The organism is Dyadobacter psychrotolerans, assembly GCF_004349265.1.
Taxonomy (GTDB): domain Bacteria; phylum Bacteroidota; class Bacteroidia; order Cytophagales; family Spirosomataceae; genus Dyadobacter; species Dyadobacter psychrotolerans.
Window position 1 is genome coordinate 461,678 of record NZ_SMFL01000003.1, and the last position, 21,597, is coordinate 483,274.

17 protein-coding genes are annotated in these 21,597 nt (G+C 42.2%); 15 read left to right on the forward strand and 2 right to left on the reverse strand.

Going from position 1 to position 21,597, the window contains the following annotated elements:
- Nucleotides 1–6 precede the first annotated feature (6 nt).
- The 6 genes from E0F88_RS09675 (at nt 7) to E0F88_RS09700 (ending at nt 9,708) form a co-directional block, all read left to right on the forward strand.
- Nucleotides 7–1,590 carry a SusD/RagB family nutrient-binding outer membrane lipoprotein gene (locus tag E0F88_RS09675; RefSeq protein ID WP_131958031.1) on the forward strand — a complete coding sequence of 528 codons (1,584 nt, stop codon included), beginning with the start codon at nt 7–9 and terminating at the stop codon, nt 1,588–1,590.
- Nucleotides 1,591–1,602: 12 nt separating this feature from the next.
- Nucleotides 1,603–2,574 (forward strand): DUF1735 domain-containing protein, encoded by a 972-nt coding sequence (locus E0F88_RS09680; RefSeq protein ID WP_131958032.1) that lies wholly within the window; start codon nt 1,603–1,605, stop codon nt 2,572–2,574.
- Between the two features lie 297 nt (nt 2,575–2,871).
- Nucleotides 2,872–5,964, forward strand: a complete 3,093-nt coding sequence (locus E0F88_RS09685; protein WP_131958033.1) for a SusC/RagA family TonB-linked outer membrane protein — start codon at nt 2,872–2,874, stop codon at nt 5,962–5,964.
- An 11-nt stretch (nt 5,965–5,975) separates the two neighbouring features.
- Nucleotides 5,976–7,412, forward strand: coding sequence for a SusD/RagB family nutrient-binding outer membrane lipoprotein (locus tag E0F88_RS09690; RefSeq protein WP_131958034.1), 1,437 nt, complete (start codon nt 5,976–5,978; stop codon nt 7,410–7,412).
- 130 nt (nt 7,413–7,542) lie between these two features.
- Entirely contained in the window at nt 7,543–8,787 is a 1,245-nt protein-coding gene (locus E0F88_RS09695; protein ID WP_131958035.1) for a pyridoxal phosphate-dependent aminotransferase, read from the forward strand.
- A gap of 138 nt (nt 8,788–8,925) precedes the next feature.
- Nucleotides 8,926–9,708: a queuosine precursor transporter gene (locus tag E0F88_RS09700; protein ID WP_131958036.1), complete on the forward strand. Its 783-nt coding sequence runs from the start codon at nt 8,926–8,928 to the stop codon at nt 9,706–9,708.
- Between the two features lie 38 nt (nt 9,709–9,746).
- Here E0F88_RS09700 and E0F88_RS09705 read toward each other — a convergent pair whose 3' ends face one another.
- Entirely contained in the window at nt 9,747–10,517 is a 771-nt protein-coding gene (locus E0F88_RS09705; RefSeq protein WP_131958037.1) for an RNA methyltransferase, read from the reverse strand.
- Between E0F88_RS09705 and tamL the strand changes: the two genes are divergently transcribed.
- The 7 genes from tamL (at nt 10,517) to E0F88_RS09740 (ending at nt 18,472) form a co-directional block, all read left to right on the forward strand.
- Entirely contained in the window at nt 10,517–12,976 is a 2,460-nt protein-coding gene (gene tamL, locus E0F88_RS09710; RefSeq protein ID WP_445447116.1) for a translocation and assembly module lipoprotein TamL, read from the forward strand. The genes E0F88_RS09705 and tamL overlap by 1 nt on opposite strands.
- Nucleotides 12,977–13,212: 236 nt before the next feature.
- Nucleotides 13,213–14,706 (forward strand): tRNA (N6-isopentenyl adenosine(37)-C2)-methylthiotransferase MiaB, encoded by a 1,494-nt coding sequence (gene miaB / locus E0F88_RS09715; RefSeq protein WP_131958039.1) that lies wholly within the window; start codon nt 13,213–13,215, stop codon nt 14,704–14,706.
- Between the two features lie 71 nt (nt 14,707–14,777).
- The gene (locus tag E0F88_RS09720; RefSeq protein ID WP_131958040.1) at nt 14,778–16,070 is read left to right on the forward strand and encodes a sigma-54 interaction domain-containing protein; all 1,293 of its coding nucleotides are present in this window, start codon (nt 14,778–14,780) and stop codon (nt 16,068–16,070) included.
- A 20-nt stretch (nt 16,071–16,090) separates the two neighbouring features.
- A complete protein-coding gene (locus E0F88_RS09725; RefSeq protein WP_131958041.1) occupies nt 16,091–16,648 on the forward strand; it encodes an LptE family protein in 558 nt (185 codons plus the stop codon).
- Between the two features lie 56 nt (nt 16,649–16,704).
- Entirely contained in the window at nt 16,705–17,361 is a 657-nt protein-coding gene (locus tag E0F88_RS09730) for a DUF8458 domain-containing protein (RefSeq protein ID WP_131958042.1), read from the forward strand.
- Nucleotides 17,362–17,420: 59 nt separating this feature from the next.
- The gene (secG, locus tag E0F88_RS09735) at nt 17,421–17,798 is read left to right on the forward strand and encodes a preprotein translocase subunit SecG (RefSeq protein ID WP_131958043.1); all 378 of its coding nucleotides are present in this window, start codon (nt 17,421–17,423) and stop codon (nt 17,796–17,798) included.
- A 92-nt stretch (nt 17,799–17,890) separates the two neighbouring features.
- On the forward strand, nt 17,891–18,472 hold the full coding sequence (locus E0F88_RS09740) for an LOG family protein (RefSeq protein WP_131958044.1): 582 nt from the start codon (nt 17,891–17,893) through the stop codon (nt 18,470–18,472).
- 79 nt (nt 18,473–18,551) lie between these two features.
- On the opposite strand, the gene E0F88_RS09745 is transcribed toward E0F88_RS09740, so the two are convergent.
- The gene (locus tag E0F88_RS09745) at nt 18,552–19,259 is read right to left on the reverse strand and encodes a hypothetical protein (protein ID WP_131958045.1); all 708 of its coding nucleotides are present in this window, start codon (nt 19,257–19,259) and stop codon (nt 18,552–18,554) included.
- 233 nt (nt 19,260–19,492) lie between these two features.
- On the opposite strand from E0F88_RS09745, the gene E0F88_RS09750 reads away from it, so the two are divergent.
- Nucleotides 19,493–19,789 carry a co-chaperone GroES gene (locus E0F88_RS09750; protein WP_026628287.1) on the forward strand — a complete coding sequence of 99 codons (297 nt, stop codon included), beginning with the start codon at nt 19,493–19,495 and terminating at the stop codon, nt 19,787–19,789.
- 57 nt (nt 19,790–19,846) lie between these two features.
- The gene (groL, locus tag E0F88_RS09755; RefSeq protein ID WP_131958046.1) at nt 19,847–21,478 is read left to right on the forward strand and encodes a chaperonin GroEL; all 1,632 of its coding nucleotides are present in this window, start codon (nt 19,847–19,849) and stop codon (nt 21,476–21,478) included.
- The last annotated feature ends 119 nt before the right edge of the window (nt 21,479–21,597 follow it).

The following is a 21,597-nucleotide window of genomic DNA, read 5'->3' on the forward strand; positions in this document are numbered from 1 at the left end:
AAAAAGATGATGAAAAAATATAGTATATACTTGATGCTGGTCCTGTTGATAGCGGCCACCACTTCATGTAAGGATTATCTGGATATCAATGACAATCCCAACAGCCCGACTTCAGCAACTCCTGAACTAGTGCTTCCGCAAGCCATTGTTGGTTCTGCCAGTATTGCCAGTCAGTACAATAACTACGGTCTGCATTTCGGTGGCTATCAGGCCAATGCCGGTGGATTTTCCGGATTTGGTCTATTGTTTAACTACCAGCTTGTTCCGGATACTTACAACGGAATCTGGGTTAATACGTATGACAATCTTCAGGATTATAAATATGTGATTGACCAGACGGAGGGCAATGCAAGTTTTGCTTATGCGAACTCTGCGGCTAAAATCATGACAGCACTTAATTATGCCCGCCTTGTAGATGCATTTAATAATGTTCCTTACACTGAGGCGCTTCAAAACAATGCGAATCTTACTCCCAAGTATGATGAAGGCCCTGTTATTTACCAGGATCTGATTACTAAATTGACTGCTGCAATTGCAGCAATTGATGCAGGAGCCAGCTCTACTCCACTTACTTCTTCATCAGATCCATTGTTTGGCGGAGACATGACCAAGTGGAAGAAATTTGCTAACACGATCAAGCTTAGAATGCTTATCCGTATTTCAGGTGTACCAGCACTTGCAGCCTTCACTACTGCTCAGTTTGCATCACTTGACAAAACACTTGGCTTTATTTCTGATGACGCGATTGTAAACCCTGGTTATGTTAAAGATAAGCCAAATCCAACCTGGAACACTTGGGGTTATACCACAGCAGGTGCTTTGGCAAACTCTTCACGCATCCCTACTAAATTCGCTTTCGGATTTTACAAAGGCCAAAAGTTGACAGATGTTGGCCGTGGATCGGTTATTTACAAAAACTTCTCTGCTGCAACTACAACGCCGGTTAATCAATTAGGTAATGAAGTTGATGCCCCTGCGGTGGTTACAAGTTACTCAACATGGTACACTGGAACTTTCAGCAGTGCTAGCAGCATTAGCAATGCGTTGGGTGTATTAAAGGGACCGTCTATGGGACAGCCACTTATACTTGCAGCTGAATCATATTTCCTTCAGTCTGAAGCTCAGCTGAAAGGATATATAACTGGTGATTACATAGCTTCTTTCAATTCAGGTATCACAGCTTCTTTTACATATTTGTATAAAGATGTAACAAATACAGTTTCTGCTACTAAAAATGTTGCTACTGATGTTGCTACTTACAAATCTGCAAATCCTGAAAGCTATCTGGTGAATATAGCCCTTGCTACAACAGCGGCTCAGAGACTTGAAGCGATTATTACCCAAAAGTATATTGCCGTTAACATGGTAAACTCTGACGAAGGTTATAATGAGTTCCGCAGAACAACTTATCCTGTGACAGCTCCAAATGGTGACGCGTATCATAACATCGCTTCATTACTATCTGCCTCTACAAGAGCCGACAAGTTACCATCACGAGTTTTGTATCCATCGTCAGAACAATCACTGAATGCGGGTAATTACAAAGTGGTAAATCAGTTTACCGACTTAATTTTTTGGGATCCTAATTAATTAGAAAAAAATATGAAAAATTCATTTAAAATAGCAGGACTTGCATTGCTTACTTTTGCTTTCACATCCTGTTTAAAGGACGATATAACATTGGATCCGGACAAGTCGACCAATGTCATAGAATTTAAAAATCCTGGTAGCTTTTTATCTCCATCAGGAAGCAAATATTCTATGTATACAAAAGCTTTTGATCTGGCTCCTGAAAATGACTATCCTATAACAGTTAGCTACTCAGGCGCTGACGTTGCTCCGGAAGACATTACAGTTACGCTTGGAATCGATACGCCTGCGATAGCTCAATACAACGAAGAGCAGGAAACAGAATACGAACTTATTCCAACGACACTGTATACTTTGCCAGCAACGGTGGTTATACCTAAAGGACAAAGAACGGCAGTTGTAGCATTGAAAATAAAAAGTGCAAACTTCGATTTCAGCAAAGCTTATGTACTGCCAATTCAGATTAAATCTGTATCAAGTGGTATTATCAGCGGAAATTTCGGAACAATCCTTTTGAATCTGAATGCTAAAAATAAGTATGATGGAGTTTACACTGTAACCGGAAAAATGACTGACTTTGTGAACCCGGCATTTGTAGGTTTGTATAGTACTGGTCGTGTGCTTGAATATACACTTGAAACAATTTCGGCTACCCAGTGCGTTGTTGTGGACTATGAATATTACGGAAGCCCTATTACTCCGTTTTGGACGGGAACAGGTGTAAGTGGATTCGGAAGTTTCGCTCCGGTAGTAGAGTTTGATCCTGCGACTGACAAAATCGTTGCTGTCACTAATTACTTTGGTCAGCCAGCACCGGCTAATACGCGTTCTGCCAAATTAAATCCTGCGGGAGTCAATTTGTATAACCCAACAGCCAAAACCATCAGTATCAGTTACTGGATGATTCAGCCAAGCGCTGTTGCGGCCCCTCCAAGTATCAGGACTGCCTGGGAAGAGGTTTGGAAGTTCGAACATTCAAGATAAAATTGTCTGATATTGAAGAAGAGCTGGCTTTCGGGCCGGCTCTTTGTGTTTTATAGAATTCCGGTTTTTGAAATAAACCTGTATTTAAAATAAATTCAACATTTAGTAAAATATTTTTTGTTTTTAAAAATTGCCAAAATGGCAATCAAACAGCTTATTTAGAATGTTTTCCATAAAATAAGGCATGAATTCCTATCATTTTTAATAAAATTTAAAATCTGCACATTTGCATAGGATTTTTCAAATTATACTTTTGTACAATTATGTTAACGACAAACTTAATAAATACAAAAAGCTATGAAGAAGATTCTATCGTTATTCTGCCTGTCTGTTTTACTGTTAAGTATGCAGGCCTACGGACAAGATCTCACAGTGACAGGGCAAGTTACTGGTGAAGACGGCTCCACTTTACCCGGTGTTAATATCAGCGTCAAAGGAACATCCCAAGGAACGACATCCAATGCCGAAGGAAAATTTTCAATCACAACCAGCTCTGGCAGCACTTTGGTTTTTAGCTTTATTGGCTTCCAGACTCAGGAAATAGCCGTTGGCTCACAGTCTGTAATCAATGTTAATCTGAAGAATGACGTCAGCCAGTTACAGGAAGTCGTAGTTACAGCCCAGGGAATTCAAAGAGAAAAACGCTCACTTGGTTATGCAGTGTCCGAGATTAAAGGGGATGTGGTAAACAAAGTGCCGGAACAAAACTTTGTCAACTCCATGAATGGAAAAGTTGCCGGTCTGCAGGTGATTGCCGGAAGCGGTGCTCCCGGACAGGCGGCACGTATTACAATACGCGGAGGTGCAAAATCCATTTCCGGCAATAACGAACCTTTGTTTGTAATCGATGGTGTACCCGTAAGTAACGATAATGACGGAAACGGTGCGGCCAACGAAGTATCCGGAGCGGCCACGCCCAACCGTGTTGCGGACATCAACCCAAATGATATCGAATCGGTTAGTGTACTTAAAGGAAGTGCTGCCTCTGTGTTATACGGGAACAGAGGATCCAACGGGGTTATCCTGATTACAACCAAATCCGGAAAAGGCACAAAAGGCAAGCCCGTTATCACGGTTAATACCAACGTAGGCATTGATAACGCATTACGTCTGCCAGAATATCAGACAAAATTTGCCCAGGGAAGCCGTGGGAATTATCAGGAAGGAACTTCACTTTCGTGGGGACCGGAAATTACCGGTCAGCAGGTAACCAGTGCAGCTGCCGGAGGAACAACAACGCTTAGCGTACACGACCCAAGAGCCGATTTTCTGAGAACCGGAGTAACGATCAACAACAACGTTTCTGTTGCGCAAACGCTGGAAAAGACTTCTTTTTACTTGTCGCTTGGCCAGAATAAACAAACAGCCATTGTACCAAACCAGGGCTACAACAAGGCCAACTTCCGCGCCAATGTGTCGACCAATTTAACAGACAAACTTACAGCCGGAATCAGTGTAGGTTATACCAAAAGCAATGGTGATGTGCCGTATACAGGTCAGGATGGAAACAACCCGTTTTTCTCCCTCTTTCACGCTCCGGTAAGCTGGGACCTGAACGGTTACGGATATGTAAACCCGACAACCGGCCGCCAGATCAACTTCCGCGGAGGTGCTTTTGACAATCCTTTCTGGACGGTGAACAAAACTTTTTTTAATACAAAAAATGACCACATTACCGGAAACATAAATTTCGGCTACACGGCAACATCCTGGCTTAATTTCACCTATCGTCTTGGTATTGACCAATATACGGATAATCGAAAAGCTTTTAGGGATATTTATACGGGAGGTAATCCAAACGGATATTTGTCTAACGACATCCGCAGCCGCCAGCAGATCAACTCTACATTTGTAGCTAATCTGAGCCACAATTTCTCTGAAGATATTTCGGCAACATTGTCTTTGGGACATGATTACAACCAGCGTAAATATGACCGCACCAACCAGACTGCCACTGCATTGGCCCTGCCAGGTGTGGCACATATGAACAACGCAACAGCCTTTGATCCTGACTACGAATACCACACAAAACGTAACCTGATAGGTACTTTTGGAGATTTAAGATTTGACTTCCGAAATTATCTTTTCCTGGGTGTTACTGTGCGTAACGAGTGGTCGTCTACTTTGCCGGAAGCAAACAGAAGCTTCTTTTATCCAGGTGTTAATGCCTCTTTTGTTTTTACAGATGCGTTCGACTTAAACAAAGACGTACTTAATTTCGGAAAGATACGGCTTGGATGGGCTAAAACCGGCCGTGATACTGATCCTTACCGTCTGCAAAATACCTACATTTTAGCAACAGCCGCTGATGGATTCACTGATGGTATTTCTTTTCCTTATTTAGGATTACCAGGTTATATGGTCAACTCAACAGTTAATAACCCGACGTTAAAACCGGAGTTTACCCGCGAAATCGAAGTAGGTGTAGAACTTAAGTTTCTTAAAAACCGCTTAGGACTAGACTTTACCTATTTCAATAATAAAAATACGGATGGCATTATCTCTCTGGATGTAGCACCAAGTACGGGTGCATCAAACCTGATTGTAAATTCAGGTAAAACCACCAACCAGGGAATTGAACTGGCGCTTGACCTGAATGTAATCAAAACGAAGGATTTTAACTGGAATATCGGTGTCGTATATAGCCGCATCAGAACCGTGGTAAATGAACTTTACCAGGATCTGGACAAGCTTTATTTAGGTGGATTTAGCGGAAACCCCGCTATTTATGCTGTTAAGGGCGAACGTTATGGAACCATTATTGGTGCAGGGTATTCAAGAGAAAAAGATGCTGAAAGTAAGCCTTTGCCAAATAGTAAAATTTACACAGATACTGATGGCTATCCTATATTGGAGGATGGTTTAGCACTTGGATATATTGAACCCAACTGGACGGGCGGAATCACAAATACTTTTAGTTATAAAGGATTACGGCTTTCGGCACTATTTGACACCCGCCAGGGGGGATATATTTTTAGCGGTACATCGCAGTTGATGGATACCTATGGTGTTACAACAAGAACACTTGATCGTGGTTCTGAAATTATTTTTGACGGAATTAAAGAAGACGGAAGCGCGAATGATATTGCCGCTGTTAAAGATCAGGATTGGTATGGATACATTGGAGGAGCAAACGCAGAAGCACATACCTACAAAAATAACTGGGTGAAATTACGTGAAGCGAACTTGTCATACACCTTTACCATTAAAAAAGGTATCCTTCAGGCAATCGATCTGGGCGTTTATGGCCGTAACCTCGCACTTTGGACCAAAGTTCCGGACATCGATCCCGAATCCAGCTCTTTCGGAACAAACAATGGCCAGGGTGCCAGCCGCATGGCTTATCCTTCTACGCGTTCTTTGGGTGTTAATCTTAAGCTCACTTTCTAAAAACGAAAACCATGAAATTTTTAAATAAAAAATATAAAACACAGCTTTTGGCGGCAGTAATACTGCTTACAGCAGCAACGTCCTGCCAGGATAGCCTGAATATCAATACCGATCCGAATTCCTTTACGGACGTTCCTTTACGTACTATCCTTCCTGCAGCACAAGTGAACCTTGCATATACCCTGGGTGGTGATGCATCGCGTTATACAGGTTCCATTATGCAGTACTATGGTGGGCACCGCGGTCAGCCTCTGGAATATGCTCAATTTACCTTCAATGCCTCTACCACGGATACGTACTGGAGCAATATGTACACTTCTGTACTAACCCAGATGAAAGCGGTAATTGGCAAGGCCGATGTTAGCGGAGACAAGATATATACAGGGATTGCGCAGATCACCATGGCACATACTTTTTCAATCCTTACCGATATGTATGGAGATATTCCTTATGCAGAAGCACTGCTTAGTACGGAGAATGTATCACCAGCTTATGACAGGCAGGATACCATTTATCCCGCGCTAATTGCCATGCTGGATCAGGGAATTGCAAATGTGAAATCTGGACAGGGAACCAAGCCCGGTACCGACGACCGCGTATACGCTGGCGATGTAACAAAGTGGGAGAAATTTGCAAACTCACTTAAGCTGCGTCTGTACAACCATCAAAGCAAAGTGCAGCCCAATGCAGCTGCCGATTTCCTTGCTACAAATCCGGCCCTGATCACAACAAGCGCAGACAATGCACAGGTTGTATTCGGTTCCAACGCCTCAAATTCCAACCCCATCTACCAGTTTGATGTTCTTTCAGGGAGAAAAGATCAGGCCGTTGCAAGCACTATTGTTAACAGGATGAAAGCACTTGCGGATCCCCGGATTCCGGTTTACTTTCAGGGAATAGTGAATGGAGCTAACAAAGGGCAGTATGTTGGTAACGGTCCGGGTGTCAATGATGACGATTCAGGTGAAACCAAATATTCACGTGTAGGTAGTTTTTATGCCTCTGCTACTTCACCGGTTGTGTTTTTAAGTGCGGCCGAAGTACAGTTTATCATTGCCGAAGCACAGTTTAGAAAGGGCAATCAGGCCGCCGCAGCTACCGCTTACGACGCAGCAGTCAAAAACGATTTTACTGCGCTTGGTGTAACAGGTGCCGAAGCGTACCTGACGACGGCGGGTGTAAAATACGATAACACGCTCAACCGCATTATGGAGCAAAAATGGATCACCATGTATCAGGCACCATACGAATCATGGGTAGACTGGCGCAGAACAGCCATTCCAATGCTAACTGTTCCCACTGTAAACTATTCAGGAGGAGTTATTCCACGCCGGTTACCTTATCCGCAGCTCGAATTAAACCTTAACCGAGCTTCACTGGAAGCGGGGCCGGGTTTTCTTAGTCCGGTCGAAACGATGAAGTCGAGAGTTTGGTGGGATAAGCAATAGTAACAAATCAAGATTACAAAAGCCGTCGCATACAACTTGCGGCGGCTTTTTGCTTTTTTACAATATTTTTCTTTGCTCTGTGACGATCCTGAAATTTCCTTAACTTTGAGAATCATTAGATGATCAGATCATGGAATTCCTCAAAAGCCAGCGCCTCAACAACCTGAAATATGAAATCAGAGGTGCTACGTATCAGAAAGCACTGGAACTCGAAAGTCAGGGCTTTAAAATTCATAACCTGAATATTGGCAACCCCGCCCCTTTTGGTTTTGATTCTCCTGATGAAATCGTGCACGATATCATTATGAATCTACGAAATGCACAAGGTTATTCTGATTCCCGTGGTTTGTTTGCCGCCCGTAAGGCTGTCATGCATTACACCCAAACAATTGGGATTCAGGATGTTGAAATTAATGATATTTTTATTGGAAATGGTGTGAGTGAGCTAATCCTGCTTTCTATGCAGGCTTTGCTGAATCCGGGAGATGAGATTCTTGTTCCAAGTCCTGATTATCCATTATGGACGGCTGCCGTGGCACTGAGCGGCGGGAAACCGGTGCACTACGTTTGCGACGAAGCGTCAGACTGGAACCCGGATCTGGAAGATATGGAAAGTAAGATTTCTTCCAGAACCAAAGGAATTGTACTGATCAACCCAAACAATCCGACGGGCGCCGTTTATGAAAAAGATGTTCTGCTGGGCATTGCAAAAATGGCTGAGGAACACGGGCTCATCATTTTTTCTGATGAAATTTATGATAAGATACTTTACGACGGAGCTGTTCATTATCCGATGGGATCGCTGGTGACAGATACTTTGTGTGTTTCCTATGGTGGTCTTTCTAAAAATTATCGTTCTGCAGGCTTTCGCGGCGGCTGGATGATCCTGAGCGGAGCGAAGCAAAAAGCAAAATCCTATACCGAAGGTCTGCTACTTCTTGCGAGCTTACGTCTTTGTGCAAATGTTCCGACCCAATATGCGATTCAGACTGCTCTCGGCGGATATCAAAGTATTAAGGAACTGGTGGCACCAACGGGAAGATTATACAAACAGATCAACCTGGTTTATGACCGGCTGACGTCCATTCCCGGTATTACCTGTGTCAAACCAAAGGGTTCTTTATATGTTTTCCCGAAAATTGATCTTAAAAAATTTGGCTTAAAAACAGATGAGCAATTCGTGTACGATTTGCTCAGTGAACAAAAAGTGCTAGTCGTTCCGGGAACAGGATTTAACTATGCCGGCGATGATCATTTCCGGATTGTTATCCTTCCAACCGTCGATGAATTAAATCAGGCAATGGACAAAATTGAGTTTTTCCTGGAAACCAAACGCGTGTTGTCAACGCGAACTGTTGAAGACGTAATTGCTTAATTTACCAAACTATCGGCAGTCGGCTATCAGATTTATGCTGTAAAGAAATTTGCAGTTTTAACTGAATGCCGACTGCCTATTATTTTTTATTCTCCGAAATATTTTCCAAACCTACTTTCAAAATCACTCCTCACTTCCATGGAACAACCAGCGGTATCAGAGCAAAAAAGACAGCGCCTTTTTCTTTTGCTTTGCGGAATTTTTCTCACCAACGCCTTGATTGCAGAGATCATTGGCGGAAAAATATTCTCGGTTGAATCACTGTTGGGAGTTGCTCCCGCTCAGTTACTTATTGGCGGACAAAGGCTAGATTTTAACATGACTGCCGGTGTGATAAACTGGCCTGTTGTTTTTATCACATCCGATATTATCAATGAATATTTTGGCAGAAAAGGTGTCAAACGTATTTCTTATCTCACAGCAATATTTATTATTTACACCTTTATTACCGTTTTGGTCGCTACAAAACTTCCGCCCGCACAGTTCTGGCTGGATTTGAACGGGACAGATAATCAGGGAAATGCTTTTAATATCAACGATGCTTTTTCCCGGATTTTTAATCAGGGACTTGGCATAATGGTTGGTTCTATCGTAGCCTTTTTACTAGGCCAGTTGCTGGATGTATCGGTTTTTTCCTGGCTAAGAAGAAAAACAGGAAGCAAATACATGTGGCTTCGGGCAACCGGTTCAACCATGTTTTCACAGCTGATAGACAGCTTCCTGGTTATTGCTATCGCATTTTATGTCTTTGGCAACTGGGACCTTAAACAGGTTTTCTCCGTTGGGAGCATCAACTATCTTTACAAAGGACTCGTCGCGATCATGCTTACACCAATTCTTTATATAGCCCATTATTTTATCGATAATTATTTAGGCAAAGAATACGCCGAGGAACTGTCTCACAAGGCCGCACATGAGTAAAGGGCATTGGGCTTAGGGCATGGGATTTTGGGTTACGCCTATGCTTTAAGCTCTGCACCCATTTGCCTCCGCATGTTATCTAAAATCACGGCCGTTGCAATCCCTACATTCAGAGATTCGGCTTCTCCAAATCTTGGTATCGTGATCCTGTGTGTTACAAATGCTTCCACCTCGGCACCAACCCCATTGGATTCATTTCCCATTACGATGTATCCGCCTTTTGAACTAAAACTAAAATCGTATAAAGATTCACCGCCAAGAAAAGCCCCCCCTACCATAGCGCTTTTTGCATTTTCAGCCAGATAAACCGGCAAACAAGTGTAAAAAAGGTCGACGCGTGTAAAAGAACCTTTGCTGGCCGCGATTACTTTCGGATTATACAAATCCGTCGTTGTCTCAGAGCAGATTATTTTTTTAATTCCATACCAATCTGCAATACGGATGATGGTTCCCAGGTTTCCGGGATCACTCACATCATCAAGTACAAGTACATATTCATTGTTTTCTGCACACAAAAAATCGTTTTGTTTCGTTTTCGCTACGGCCAGACAGGAGTCGTTGGTTTGGAAAGATCCAAGTCCCTGCAATTCCTGTAATGTGACGGTTTCGAAAAGAGTTTTGTGCTGGCTTGAAATAGTTGAGTATTTTTGCTGAAATTCCGTGGTGGCTAACACAAACTCAACTGTAAAATCTGAATCTAACAATTCAAGTACACTCTTGGTCCCTTCTACAATGAAAGCCTGACTAAGCTGACGGTACTTTTTGATTTTCAGTGAATTGATGTACTTAATACGATTTTTGGAAAGCATTGAATAGTAAGTATAAGTTTACGTATTGTTGGTATCTGATCCTTATTCTTTTAGGGCTGTCTTCCTGCGCCCAAAAGTCCGCTTTTCAATCCCAGGGTTATTACCTCGGGAATTCATACATGAAAGGCAACCAGGTAATCAGCGACTCTGAGCTTGATGCCCTCATTCCTCAAAAGCCCAATCGCCGCTTACTCGGTCTTCCATTATTCCCTTATGTCGGTCTTTACCGTTTTGGGCAGCTTTTTTACAACAAGGAAGAAAAACAGAGAAAAGTAATTGAGGTCACGCAAAATTATCAGAAAGAATCGCGATTACATGAAAATGATCCGGCAAAGCTGGAAAAAATACAGCGCAGGTATGCCAAGAAACTGGAAAGGGCACAAACCAGAGCAGAAAAAGGCAATTTCTGGATGCGCGTTTTAGGTGAAGAACCTGTTTATTTTATCAATGGAGAGGTTGCAAAAAATGCAGAAAAGATGCAGAAGTATCTTTATAATAACGGTTTTTTTCAATCTATAGTCACATTTAAACCGGATACGATTTTTAACCGTATCAAAGTCACTTATTTTATTGAAGAGAATCGACCGACGATTATTCGCCATATCGACTATCAGGTAAAAAATATTCTGGTCGACAGCCTAATTCGTGAGGATGTTAAAGACGCTCCGCTGGTTGCTGGCAAAAGATACGATGGAGACGCGTTTGAAGAAGAAAGGATTCGTATTGAAACATTGCTGAGAGATCAGGGTTATCTGGGATTTTCCCGCCAGAATATTAATTATCTGGTTAACGATACCATCACCAATATAAAAACCGATAGTCTTTTCAAGCTTGTAGACATCAATGTAATGGTCGATATGCCCGCAGATGACAAAGTTGCTTCACGCTACACCATTTCGTCGGTCAATTTTGAAGTGCTGCCTCCGTCAGGACTTCCTGACTCGTTATTCAGGAAAACAACTTCTACCCGAAGGAAAATTCAATATTCTTTTTTGGATAAAAAATTCTCAACTTCAATTCTGGACAGTAAAATACAGGTGCGACCAGGAGAATTTTACAGTCAGCAAAAGGAAAGGGATACACAGCGGCAGCTGTCACTTACCGATCAGTTCAGGTTTGTTAATTATACCTATAAACTGGATTCCACAGGAAAAGGGATTCAGGGAACATTTAAGGCAATACCTCTTGACAAGTATCAGTTTTCCACCGACGTAGGACTTAACGTCATCCAGTTGCAAGGAGCGCCCGGCCCTTTTGCAAACTTTTCCTATAAGATCCGGAATGTTTTTAATGGATTGGAAAACTTCGAGGCCAACCTCCGCGGAGGAATTGAACTGGTTCCGGGTTTCCTAAACAGCAAAATCTATCGAAGTGAAGAAATTGGATTAAATACCTCTATTCTTTTCCCAAAACTGCTTATTCCAGGGGATTTTTTCCGGAGAAGAGTTTCTACCTATAACCCCCGTACGCAGGTTGGTCTGGGTTATAATTATGTAAAACGACCAGAGTATTCACGGACCAATTTCAAAACATCTATGACGTACTCATGGCAGCCGGATAATACTACACTTTACAATTTGTCACTGGTTGACCTGAACGTATTGAACACTTCCCGCCTGGATGGCGATTTCAGTAAACTTCTCGATGACCTTCAATTGCAGGGTAATAATTTAAAAAACAGCTTTTTAAAGTCTTTTGTTTCGGATGTAAACTTCACCTATGTTCACAACACCAATTCAATTACAGGACCGCAAAAAAATGCGCGATACTTCCGGGTATCGCTGGAATCGGGCGGAACTTCCCTGAATATTTTACCCGGACAGAAAAAACTAATCACAAATATTTTTCGTGACAGTCTGCAATTTTACAAATACCTGCGCTGGAATGTTGATTTCCGAAAATATTGGCCTGTTGGCCGCCAGTCTGCTTTTGTGGCTCGGGTGAACAGCGGTGCAATTTACAGTTATGGAGAAAGCAGCGTACCCCCTTACGAAAAGTACTTTTTTGCCGGCGGATCGAATAGCTTACGTGCCTGGCTGCCACGACGGTTAGGCCCGGGTTCGTCACCACCAAAACGGACTGACAACAACTTTTCAATTGAAGCTCCCGGAGAATTTTTACTTGAAGGTAATCTTGAGTATCGTGGTCACCTCGCTCATTTTTTCGGAGATATCAATTACGCGCTGTTTATTGACGCAGGTAACGTTTGGAACTTTAACAGTACAGACAGTGAGCAAAATCTGAAAGCGGGCGATTTTTTAAAGGACATCGCAATTGGTTCCGGTTTTGGTATCCGTTACGATTTATCCTTTTTTATTCTCCGCTTCGATTTTGGGATAAAAGTTTACGATCCTTCCGTCCGAAGGTTCGTTCTGGATGAATTTGATCCTGGCAAACCTTTCAGACGAACCCAATCCAATTTCCTGAATATAAACCTGGGGGTTGGATATCCGTTTTAGTTGATGTTTGAGTGTTTCGGTCCGAACAATCTGTCGGAAATTTGAGGTTTGTTATAATACATTTTTTAACGATCAAACAGCCAAACAATAAAATTAGACTCACCCGGTTGCATTCGATTTTAACAAACAATAACACCAAAATCCTTGGGCCTCCGCTATGACAGTTTGTCAGTTGTTATTAATTTCTTTGTACCTTCGCATTTCAAATTCGCAGACTAATTGAATTCCCCTGTCAGATGGAGCACAGAATTGCACAGAGTTTAAAAATACTAACAGATACAGATAAAGAGGCATGTGAAACGGTTCGTATTTCTGAAAATGAGCCATCCGCAGGCAAGAAAACGCTATTTATTGAAAGCTATGGTTGCCAAATGAATTTTGCAGACAGCGAAATTGTGGCATCCGTTATGCGTAATGCAGGCTTTGCTACCACTTCGGATGCAGAAAACGCAGATTTGATATTCCTGAATACCTGTGCGATACGTGACAACGCAGAGCAGCGGGTAAGAACAAGACTAAAACAACTGAACGTCTATAAAAAGAAACGGCCGGGTATGCTCATTGGCGTGCTGGGGTGTATGGCCGAACGTCTGAAAGCCAAATTGCTCGAAGAAGAAAAGATGGTTGACATCGTAACCGGCCCTGATGCTTACCGTGACCTTCCCCGTCTTGTTGAAGAAGCAGAGACAGGTCAAAAAGGTGTTAATGTTTTTTTATCAAGAGAAGAAACTTATGCAGATATTTCTCCTGTACGCCTCAATTCTAATGGCGTAACTGCACTTATTTCCATCATGCGCGGCTGCGATAACATGTGTAGCTTCTGTGTTGTGCCCTATACAAGAGGAAGGGAAAGAAGCCGTGATCCTTATTCGATCGTTAAGGAAGCGCAGGATCTGTATGATCAGGGTTTTAAGGAAGTGACCCTGCTTGGGCAGAATGTGGATAGTTACAAATGGAGCGGTACTGAAAATAACGCAGCAAATTCATTCCCTGTCATTGGTTCTGCTGCCCTTCCTGTGCAGATAAACTTTGCAAAATTATTGGAAATGGTGGCGTCCATCAGTCCTGAACTGCGTGTACGTTTCAGCACCTCTCATCCAAAAGATATTACCGACGAAGTCCTTTATACCATTAAAAAGTTTGATAATATCTGCAAGTATATTCACTTGCCGGCCCAGCATGGCAACAGCCGGATGCTTGCTATCATGAACCGTACTTATGACCGCGATTGGTATTTGGAGAGAATTGACAGCATCCGCCGTATTTTAGGTGATGAATGTGGCATTTCTCATGATATGATTGCCGGATTCTGCACTGAAACGGAGGAAGAACACCTTGATTCTCTTTCACTTTTGGAATATGTAAGGTTTGATTTCGGGTATATGTTTTCTTATTCGGAACGTCCCGGGACACCTGCAGCCAAGAAGTATAAAGATGACATATCGCCTGAACTAAAACAGCGCCGTCTTGCAGAAATCATTGCTGTTCAGCAGCGTATTTCGGCAGAAAGAAACAAGAAACTGGTTGGAACTTTACAGCGTGTTTTGGCGGAAGGTTTTTCAAAACGTTCACAGGATGACCTGTCCGGGAGAAGCGACCAGAATAAAGTGGTTATTTTTCCAAAGGAAAATTTCAAAAAGGGCGATTACGTCAATGTGTTGATCACCGAAACTACATCAGCAACCCTGCGCGGAAAAGCACTGGCAGAGGAAGAAGTGATGTTATATTAATTTTTCATGTGTGGGAAAATCCCCGCAATAAAAGGCTGTGTGCTGAAGGCCAATAGCCAACCGCGATCTTAATGAATTCATCAGAAATACAAGCTGTAAAAAACAGGTTTGGAATTATTGGTACTTCTCCGGTGCTGAATCACGCCATCAATGTTGCGATTCAGGTAGCGGCGACGGACCTGACCGTACTGATCACCGGTGAAAGCGGTAGTGGTAAAGAATCCTTTTCAAAGATAATACACAGCATCAGCTCACGTAAACACGGACCGTTCATCGCGATCAACTGCGGCGCTATTCCGGAAGGAACGATTGATTCAGAACTTTTTGGTCATGAAAAAGGCGCTTTTACCGGCGCACTTGACTCTCGAAAAGGATATTTTGAAACAACAAACGGCGGTACGATTTTCCTTGATGAAGTTGGAGAAATGCCGCTGGGGACGCAATCACGTCTGCTTCGGGTTCTGGAGAACGGCGAATATATCCGTGTTGGTTCGTCAAAGGTATTAAAAACCAATGTCCGTGTTGTAGCCGCAACGAATGTAAACCTGCTTGAAGCTGTCAACAACGGAAAATTCCGGGAAGATCTTTATTACAGACTGAACACCGTGCCGATTTATGTTCCTCCCCTGCGCGACCGGGGTGAAGACGTTCTATTACTTTTCCGCAAATTCACCAATGATTTTTCCGAACGGTACAGAACGAAACCGGTGAGATTGGATGCGGAGGCGAGAGAAGTTTTAGGTCAGTATGCTTTTCCCGGTAACATACGTCAGCTGAAAAATATTGCCGAGCAAATTACCATCCTGGAAACAGATAAGGAGTTGCCAATAACCGCTGCTACTTTAAACCATTATCTGAATCCGGTGCAGCCGTCGAGTCGCAAGGCGCTGGTACCGATGCGCAATAACGACGAATCTTCTAATTCATTCTCAGAAAGAGAATTGCTTTATAAAGTACTTTTTGACATGCGGCGGGATGTGACAGAGCTAAAAAAACTGGTTCTGAATGTGTTGGAAAATGAAAAATATGGTGGTGAAATTCTAAAAGATCACCAGGAATTATTTAGCTCATTAAATAATCCCGAACCTGTTATCTCACAGCCAACAGTAGAACCTTCACGCCTGCTTACGCCCCATTCACGAAACGTAGATCTGGACAGATACTCCGACGAACGCAGTGAGATTGAAGATGTGGTCCATGTTGCCGCAGAAGAAGAATCACTTTCGCTGGAAGACAAGGAAAAAGAAATGATCATCAAAGCGCTTCGTAAGAATAACAATAAACGAAAATATGCCGCAAGTGCATTGGGAATCTCAGAACGAACGTTGTATCGGAAAATTAAACAGTACGATATAGAGGAGTAATGGCAATCGAACAGACAAAAATGAATTTTAATTTAAAGAATAATTTTGATAAAAAACACATCACTTCTTTTACAAAAAGAGTGACGGTGATACTCCTGATTCTTAATTCTGCATTTTTCATTTCAAGCTGCGGTATTTATTCATTCAGCGGAACGAACCTGTCACCGGATCTTAAAACTTTTACTGTTGTCAACTTCACGATGGGTACGGCAGGCGGACCTGCTAACCTGCCGCAAAGGCTTACCGAGCAGCTGAAAGAATATTTCCAGAAAAACACCAGCCTTACGAGCCTTCCCAGCGGCGGTGATCTCATTCTGGAAGGTTCAATTACCGGTTATGATGTAACTCCGGCAGCCCCTACCGCGAATGACCAGGCCGGACTTAACAGGTTAAACGTTACTGTGCAGGTTCGTTTTACAAATGGAAAAGACGAAACTAAAAATTTCGACCAGTCATTTACTTATTATGCGGATTTCCCACAGGATCAGACACTTGACCAGAACGAGGCAAGATTATTGCCAACAATTCAGGAAAACCTGATCCAGCAAATATTTAATAAATCAGCTGCTGACTGGTAAGAGCCATTCCTTTTCCGTAATTTCATTTTTTAATTTACTTAAAACCAGAGCGGTTCATGACAATCGTTGATAAGGATACGTTCAACAATTTGGTTAAATTTCCAAACGAACTGGACGCCGGTTCCATTCCACAACTTGAAGCAATAATCAAGGCGTTTCCTTATTGTCAGATCAATTATTCCCTGTTGGCAAAAGCTTCCAGCGTTTCAGGCACAGAAGAGCTCGAAAAAACAAAACCGCTTGCAGCAGCTTATGCACTTAGCAGAGTTGCACTACAGCATCTGGTTGAAAGTCATGAGAGATACGACACATCCGTTGATGTTGAGAAAGTTACAATTTCCAAGGACGCACTGGTACCTCAGGAAGCAGAAGATATTCTGATTGACCTGGCTGCTCAGGATATACCTGATTTACAAGCTCAAAGATCGGAGGAACAGAAAAGACAGCAGCAGATTATTCAGGGATTTATGAAGAAAAATCCCCGTATCAGCCGCCAGGAAAGCAATGTGGAGCCTATTGTTGTCAACGTTAGCGGAAGAGTTGCGGAGTCGGGAACGGGATTAATTGAAACAGAAGCATTTGCCAGAATTTTACTTCGTCAGGGGAAAATTGAGAAGGCAATTGATCTTTATCAGAAATTGATCTTGAAAAATCCGAAAAAAAGGAATTACTTTGCGAAAAAATTAAGTGAACTTTATCAGTCAGGAAAATAAAACCTGTTTATCCTTCATTGAAAATTCACGTATTCATTCATTCTATCTTGTTCTAAGGCATGTATTTGGGTTTGATTATTCTCGTTGCGATTATCGCAGTTTTATTAATTCTGGTTGTATTGGTTCAAAATTCTAAGGGCGGTGGTTTATCCAGCGAATTTAGCGGTGCCGGTACCACGCAAATGTTTGGTGTTAAAAAAACAACTGATTTGCTTGAACAGATCACCTGGGGACTTGCCAGCGCAGTAATATTGATCTCATTGGCTTCTTACATTGTTGCAAGCGGCAATAACGATGGCAGCGGAATCAGAAGTGTAAACATTGAAAAGGCACAAAATACAGTTGTTCCGGGTGGAAATATTGCTCCGGCTCCTGCACAAAGCGGAACAGCTCCGGCAGCAACCACACCTGCGGCTCCTGCTGATACTACAAAATAAGAAAAACGATAAGTTTTGTGTGCAGCTAACATGGACAGATTGTTTTGTCTTTGTTAGCTGCATTTTTTTGTTATGATTTAGCTTAAAATATCATGAAAAGGATCACCGTGTTTTGCGGTTCGAGTTTTGGCAGCGACGAAATTTACAGGGCCCAGGCAACCGAACTTGGACAAGCACTGGCAAAAAAGGGAATAGAGCTGGTTTATGGAGGTGCTAATGTGGGACTGATGGGCGCGGTTGCAGACGGGGTTTTAAGCGAAGGCGGAAAAGTTATCGGTGTTTTGCCACATTTTCTGCAATCGAAAGAAATCGCTCACCAGGGATTAACCGAACTGATTCTGGTGGAAAGTATGCATGAAAGGAAAACCAAAATGAATGAGCTCTGCGATGGCGTTATTGCACTTCCCGGAGGTTTTGGAACCCTTGAAGAATTTTTTGAAATGCTGACCTGGGCCCAGCTAGGACTGCATAAAAAACCAATAGCTGTTTTAAACATCGACGGTTTCTACGATTCACTCACTGTTCTCATTCAGGTTATGGTGGATAAAGGTTTTCTGAAACAGGTCAATCAGGAAATGCTGCTGGTAAGCGACGACATTGATGAACTTCTTACCAAAATGAGTGTATATACCGCACCGGAAGTTGGTAAATGGATTTCGAAAGAAACGGTTTAATAAAATTTCTCTAAACAATAGTTTGACTGTCGAAAACCAACGGCAGTCAAACTATTATATGAAACTTCACGTGAACATCTCATGCGACATTCATTTGCTCGACCATCAGCCGCTGAACAACCGGCAGCAATGTTTCTTGCAAAGGATAGTCGTATTTCGATTCAACGATGTAGGTGGCAGGATTTGGAAGTGATTTATTTTTTCTAGCCAGATCTATCTTAATCTGCGCCACTGAATTACCCAGCCCAAGCCGCACAGAATCTATAAAAACCGTTTTTAAATACCTTTCTTTTCTTTCGTTATAAAGCGCCAGCTGATACTGAAAAATCGTAATCATGCTTTTGAAAGTGTGAAAGAAGAAAAGATAACCTTCCTCAATACGTAAAGGAACAATACCAACCGGCGATATCCGGATATTCTCACCCACCTCCGAAAACCGGTCATTTCCCTCAGTCAGTTTCCTTGAAAAGCTGGGGATGGCAAAATCAAGAATATAATTCAGTTCCGACAGATACGAATCTTCCTGAATGGTATCTTCATAAACCAGACTCCAGGACTTCTGATCGATTCCTGTGACATTTTTAGGAAATGATGTTTTTAAAGCATTCTGACTATCCCGGAAACTGATACAGGAATCAAAATGCATTTTCAGTTCGGGCAAATGGGGATAAAGTCGGTTTGCCGTAAACTGACTGTCAATATGCTGCAAGTATGCCATCAAGACATACTTTTTATATTCATAATCAAAAATACCTTCTGTCAGCCAATTACTCTCGAGTTTTGTCATCGTACAGGATCAATTTGAGACTGGTAAAATTTAGACATTTGGTTTGACAAAGCAAAATTTTACGTCGATTGACAGACACAATACTCCCAAAGTGATATTTGAGCCGGATAACATACAAAATTGTCACACTGTGTCTGAAAAAATGTCAGCCCTTATCTGTTGGCATAGATTGTGCTAAGCAGAGATGAGTCAAAGCAAATACTGACAATCATAAAATAAAACGTTTAATATCTATGTCAACTTTAGCAGAAATACAAGTGAACGTACAACCTCTGGCTGACCGTGTTCTTGTAGAACCAGCACCAGCAGAAGAAAAAACAGCATTTGGTATCATTATCCCTGATACTGCAAAAGAAAAACCACAACGCGGAACTGTTGTTGCAGTAGGACCGGGCAAAAAAGATGAGCCTATGACTGTTAAAGTAGGTGACACCGTATTGTATGGCAAGTACTCAGGTACTGAATTGGCGTACGAAGGCAAAGATGTCCTTATTATGCGTGAGTCAGACATTTATGCCATTATTGGTTAATCGTCTGATTAAGAAGTTATTTAAAATTTAAAAAGTTAATTCAAATTATTAATTGGTATGTCTAAGAAAATATTTTTTGATACCGAAGCCCGCGATAAGATAAAAAAGGGTGTGGATACATTGGCTGACGCCGTTAAAGTTACATTGGGACCTCGTGGCCGTAACGTGGTAATCGATAAAAAATTCGGTTCTCCAAGCATCACTAAGGATGGTGTAACTGTTGCAAAAGAAATCGATCTGAAAGATCCTATTGAAAACATGGGAGCTCAGTTGGTTAAAGAAGTTGCTTCTAAAACTGCTGATTCAGCTGGTGATGGTACTACAACTGCAACTGTTTTGGCACAAGCGATTTATTCAATCGGTGTTAAAAACGTAGCTGCTGGTGCAAATCCAATGGATTTGAAACGCGGTATAGATAAAGCAGTTTCAGTGATCGTTAAAGATCTTGAAAAACAAAAGAAAAATATTTCTACTTCAAAAGAAATCGCTCAGGTTGCAACAATTTCTGCAAACCATGATGAAGAAATCGGTAAAATGATTGCTGAAGCGATGGAAAAAGTAGGGAAAGAAGGTGTTATAACTGTTGAAGAAGCGCGTGGTACTGAAACAGAAGTTAAAACTGTTGAAGGTATGCAGTTCGACCGTGGATACCTTTCTCCATACTTCGTAACAAATACTGAAAAAATGGAAGCTGATCTTGAGCGTCCATACATTTTGATCTCAGAGAAAAAAGTTTCTTCGATGAAAGAACTTCTTCCTGTTTTGGAAGCAGTTGCTCAAACTGGCCGTCCTTTGCTTATTTTGGCAGAAGATGTTGACGGAGAAGCGTTGGCTACATTGGTAGTTAACAAAATCCGTGGAGCCTTGAAAGTTGCTGCTGTTAAAGCTCCTGGTTTCGGTGACCGTCGTAAAGCAATGCTTGAAGACATCGCTGTGATCACTGGCGGACAGGTTATCAGCGAAGAACGCGGTTTCAAATTGGAAAACGTTACTTTGGATTACCTTGGTACTTGCGAAAAAGCAATTATCGACAAAGACAACACTACTTTGGTTAACGGAGCAGGAAATTCTGAAGATATTCAGGGCCGTGTAAACCAAATCAAAGCACAGATCGAAAACACAACTTCTGATTACGATCGTGAAAAACTTCAGGAACGTCTGGCTAAATTGTCAGGTGGTGTAGCTATCCTTTACATCGGTGCTGCAACAGAAGTTGAAATGAAAGAGAAAAAAGACCGTGTTGACGATGCATTGCACGCAACCCGTGCTGCTGTTGAAGAAGGTATCGTAGCTGGTGGTGGTGTTGCATATATTCGTGCAACTGCTGCTCTTGAAGGCTTTACCGGAAGCAACGAAGACGAAACAACAGGTATCAATATCATCCGTGTAGCTCTTGAAGCTCCTTTGAGAACAATCGTTTCCAACTCTGGCCAGGAGCCATCTGTTGTAGTTGCGAAAGTGAAAGAAGGAACCGGCGCTTACGGTTACAATGCGAAAGACAATGTTTATGTAGACTTGTTGGAAGCTGGTATTATTGACCCTAAGAAAGTTTCACGTCTTGCTTTGGAAAACGCAGCTTCAATCGCAGGTCTGTTGCTTACAACAGAATGTGTAATTGCTGACGAACCGGAAGAAGCAGCTGCAGGCGGTGGCCATAGCCACGGCGGCGGAATGGGTGGAATGATGTAATTCGTTCACTATCATAGATTTAAAGAGGCTACCTTAACAGGTAGCCTCTTTTTTATACAGGTTTAAATATAATCACACATAGTTACCAAAACATTTGACGCTGTACATAACCAGATTAA

Bases quoted from the DNA above. Each gene is read 5' to 3' on its own strand.
- E0F88_RS09675 (WP_131958031.1), top strand. From the start codon at position 7: ATGATGAAAAAATATAGTATATACTTGATGCTGGTCCTGTTGATAGCG.
- E0F88_RS09750 (WP_026628287.1), top strand. From the start codon at position 19,493: ATGTCAACTTTAGCAGAAATACAAGTGAACGTACAACCTCTGGCTGAC.
- E0F88_RS09680 (WP_131958032.1), top strand. From the start codon at position 1,603: ATGAAAAATTCATTTAAAATAGCAGGACTTGCATTGCTTACTTTTGCT.
- E0F88_RS09705 (WP_131958037.1), bottom strand. From the start codon at position 10,517: ATGCTTTCCAAAAATCGTATTAAGTACATCAATTCACTGAAAATCAAA.
- E0F88_RS09725 (WP_131958041.1), top strand. From the start codon at position 16,091: ATGAATTTTAATTTAAAGAATAATTTTGATAAAAAACACATCACTTCT.
- E0F88_RS09720 (WP_131958040.1), top strand. From the start codon at position 14,778: ATGAATTCATCAGAAATACAAGCTGTAAAAAACAGGTTTGGAATTATT.
- E0F88_RS09685 (WP_131958033.1), top strand. From the start codon at position 2,872: ATGAAGAAGATTCTATCGTTATTCTGCCTGTCTGTTTTACTGTTAAGT.
- E0F88_RS09700 (WP_131958036.1), top strand. From the start codon at position 8,926: ATGGAACAACCAGCGGTATCAGAGCAAAAAAGACAGCGCCTTTTTCTT.
- miaB (WP_131958039.1), top strand. From the start codon at position 13,213: ATGGAGCACAGAATTGCACAGAGTTTAAAAATACTAACAGATACAGAT.
- groL (WP_131958046.1), top strand. From the start codon at position 19,847: ATGTCTAAGAAAATATTTTTTGATACCGAAGCCCGCGATAAGATAAAA.
- E0F88_RS09745 (WP_131958045.1), bottom strand. From the start codon at position 19,259: ATGACAAAACTCGAGAGTAATTGGCTGACAGAAGGTATTTTTGATTAT.
- E0F88_RS09740 (WP_131958044.1), top strand. From the start codon at position 17,891: ATGAAAAGGATCACCGTGTTTTGCGGTTCGAGTTTTGGCAGCGACGAA.
- E0F88_RS09690 (WP_131958034.1), top strand. From the start codon at position 5,976: ATGAAATTTTTAAATAAAAAATATAAAACACAGCTTTTGGCGGCAGTA.
- secG (WP_131958043.1), top strand. From the start codon at position 17,421: ATGTATTTGGGTTTGATTATTCTCGTTGCGATTATCGCAGTTTTATTA.
- E0F88_RS09695 (WP_131958035.1), top strand. From the start codon at position 7,543: ATGGAATTCCTCAAAAGCCAGCGCCTCAACAACCTGAAATATGAAATC.
- E0F88_RS09730 (WP_131958042.1), top strand. From the start codon at position 16,705: ATGACAATCGTTGATAAGGATACGTTCAACAATTTGGTTAAATTTCCA.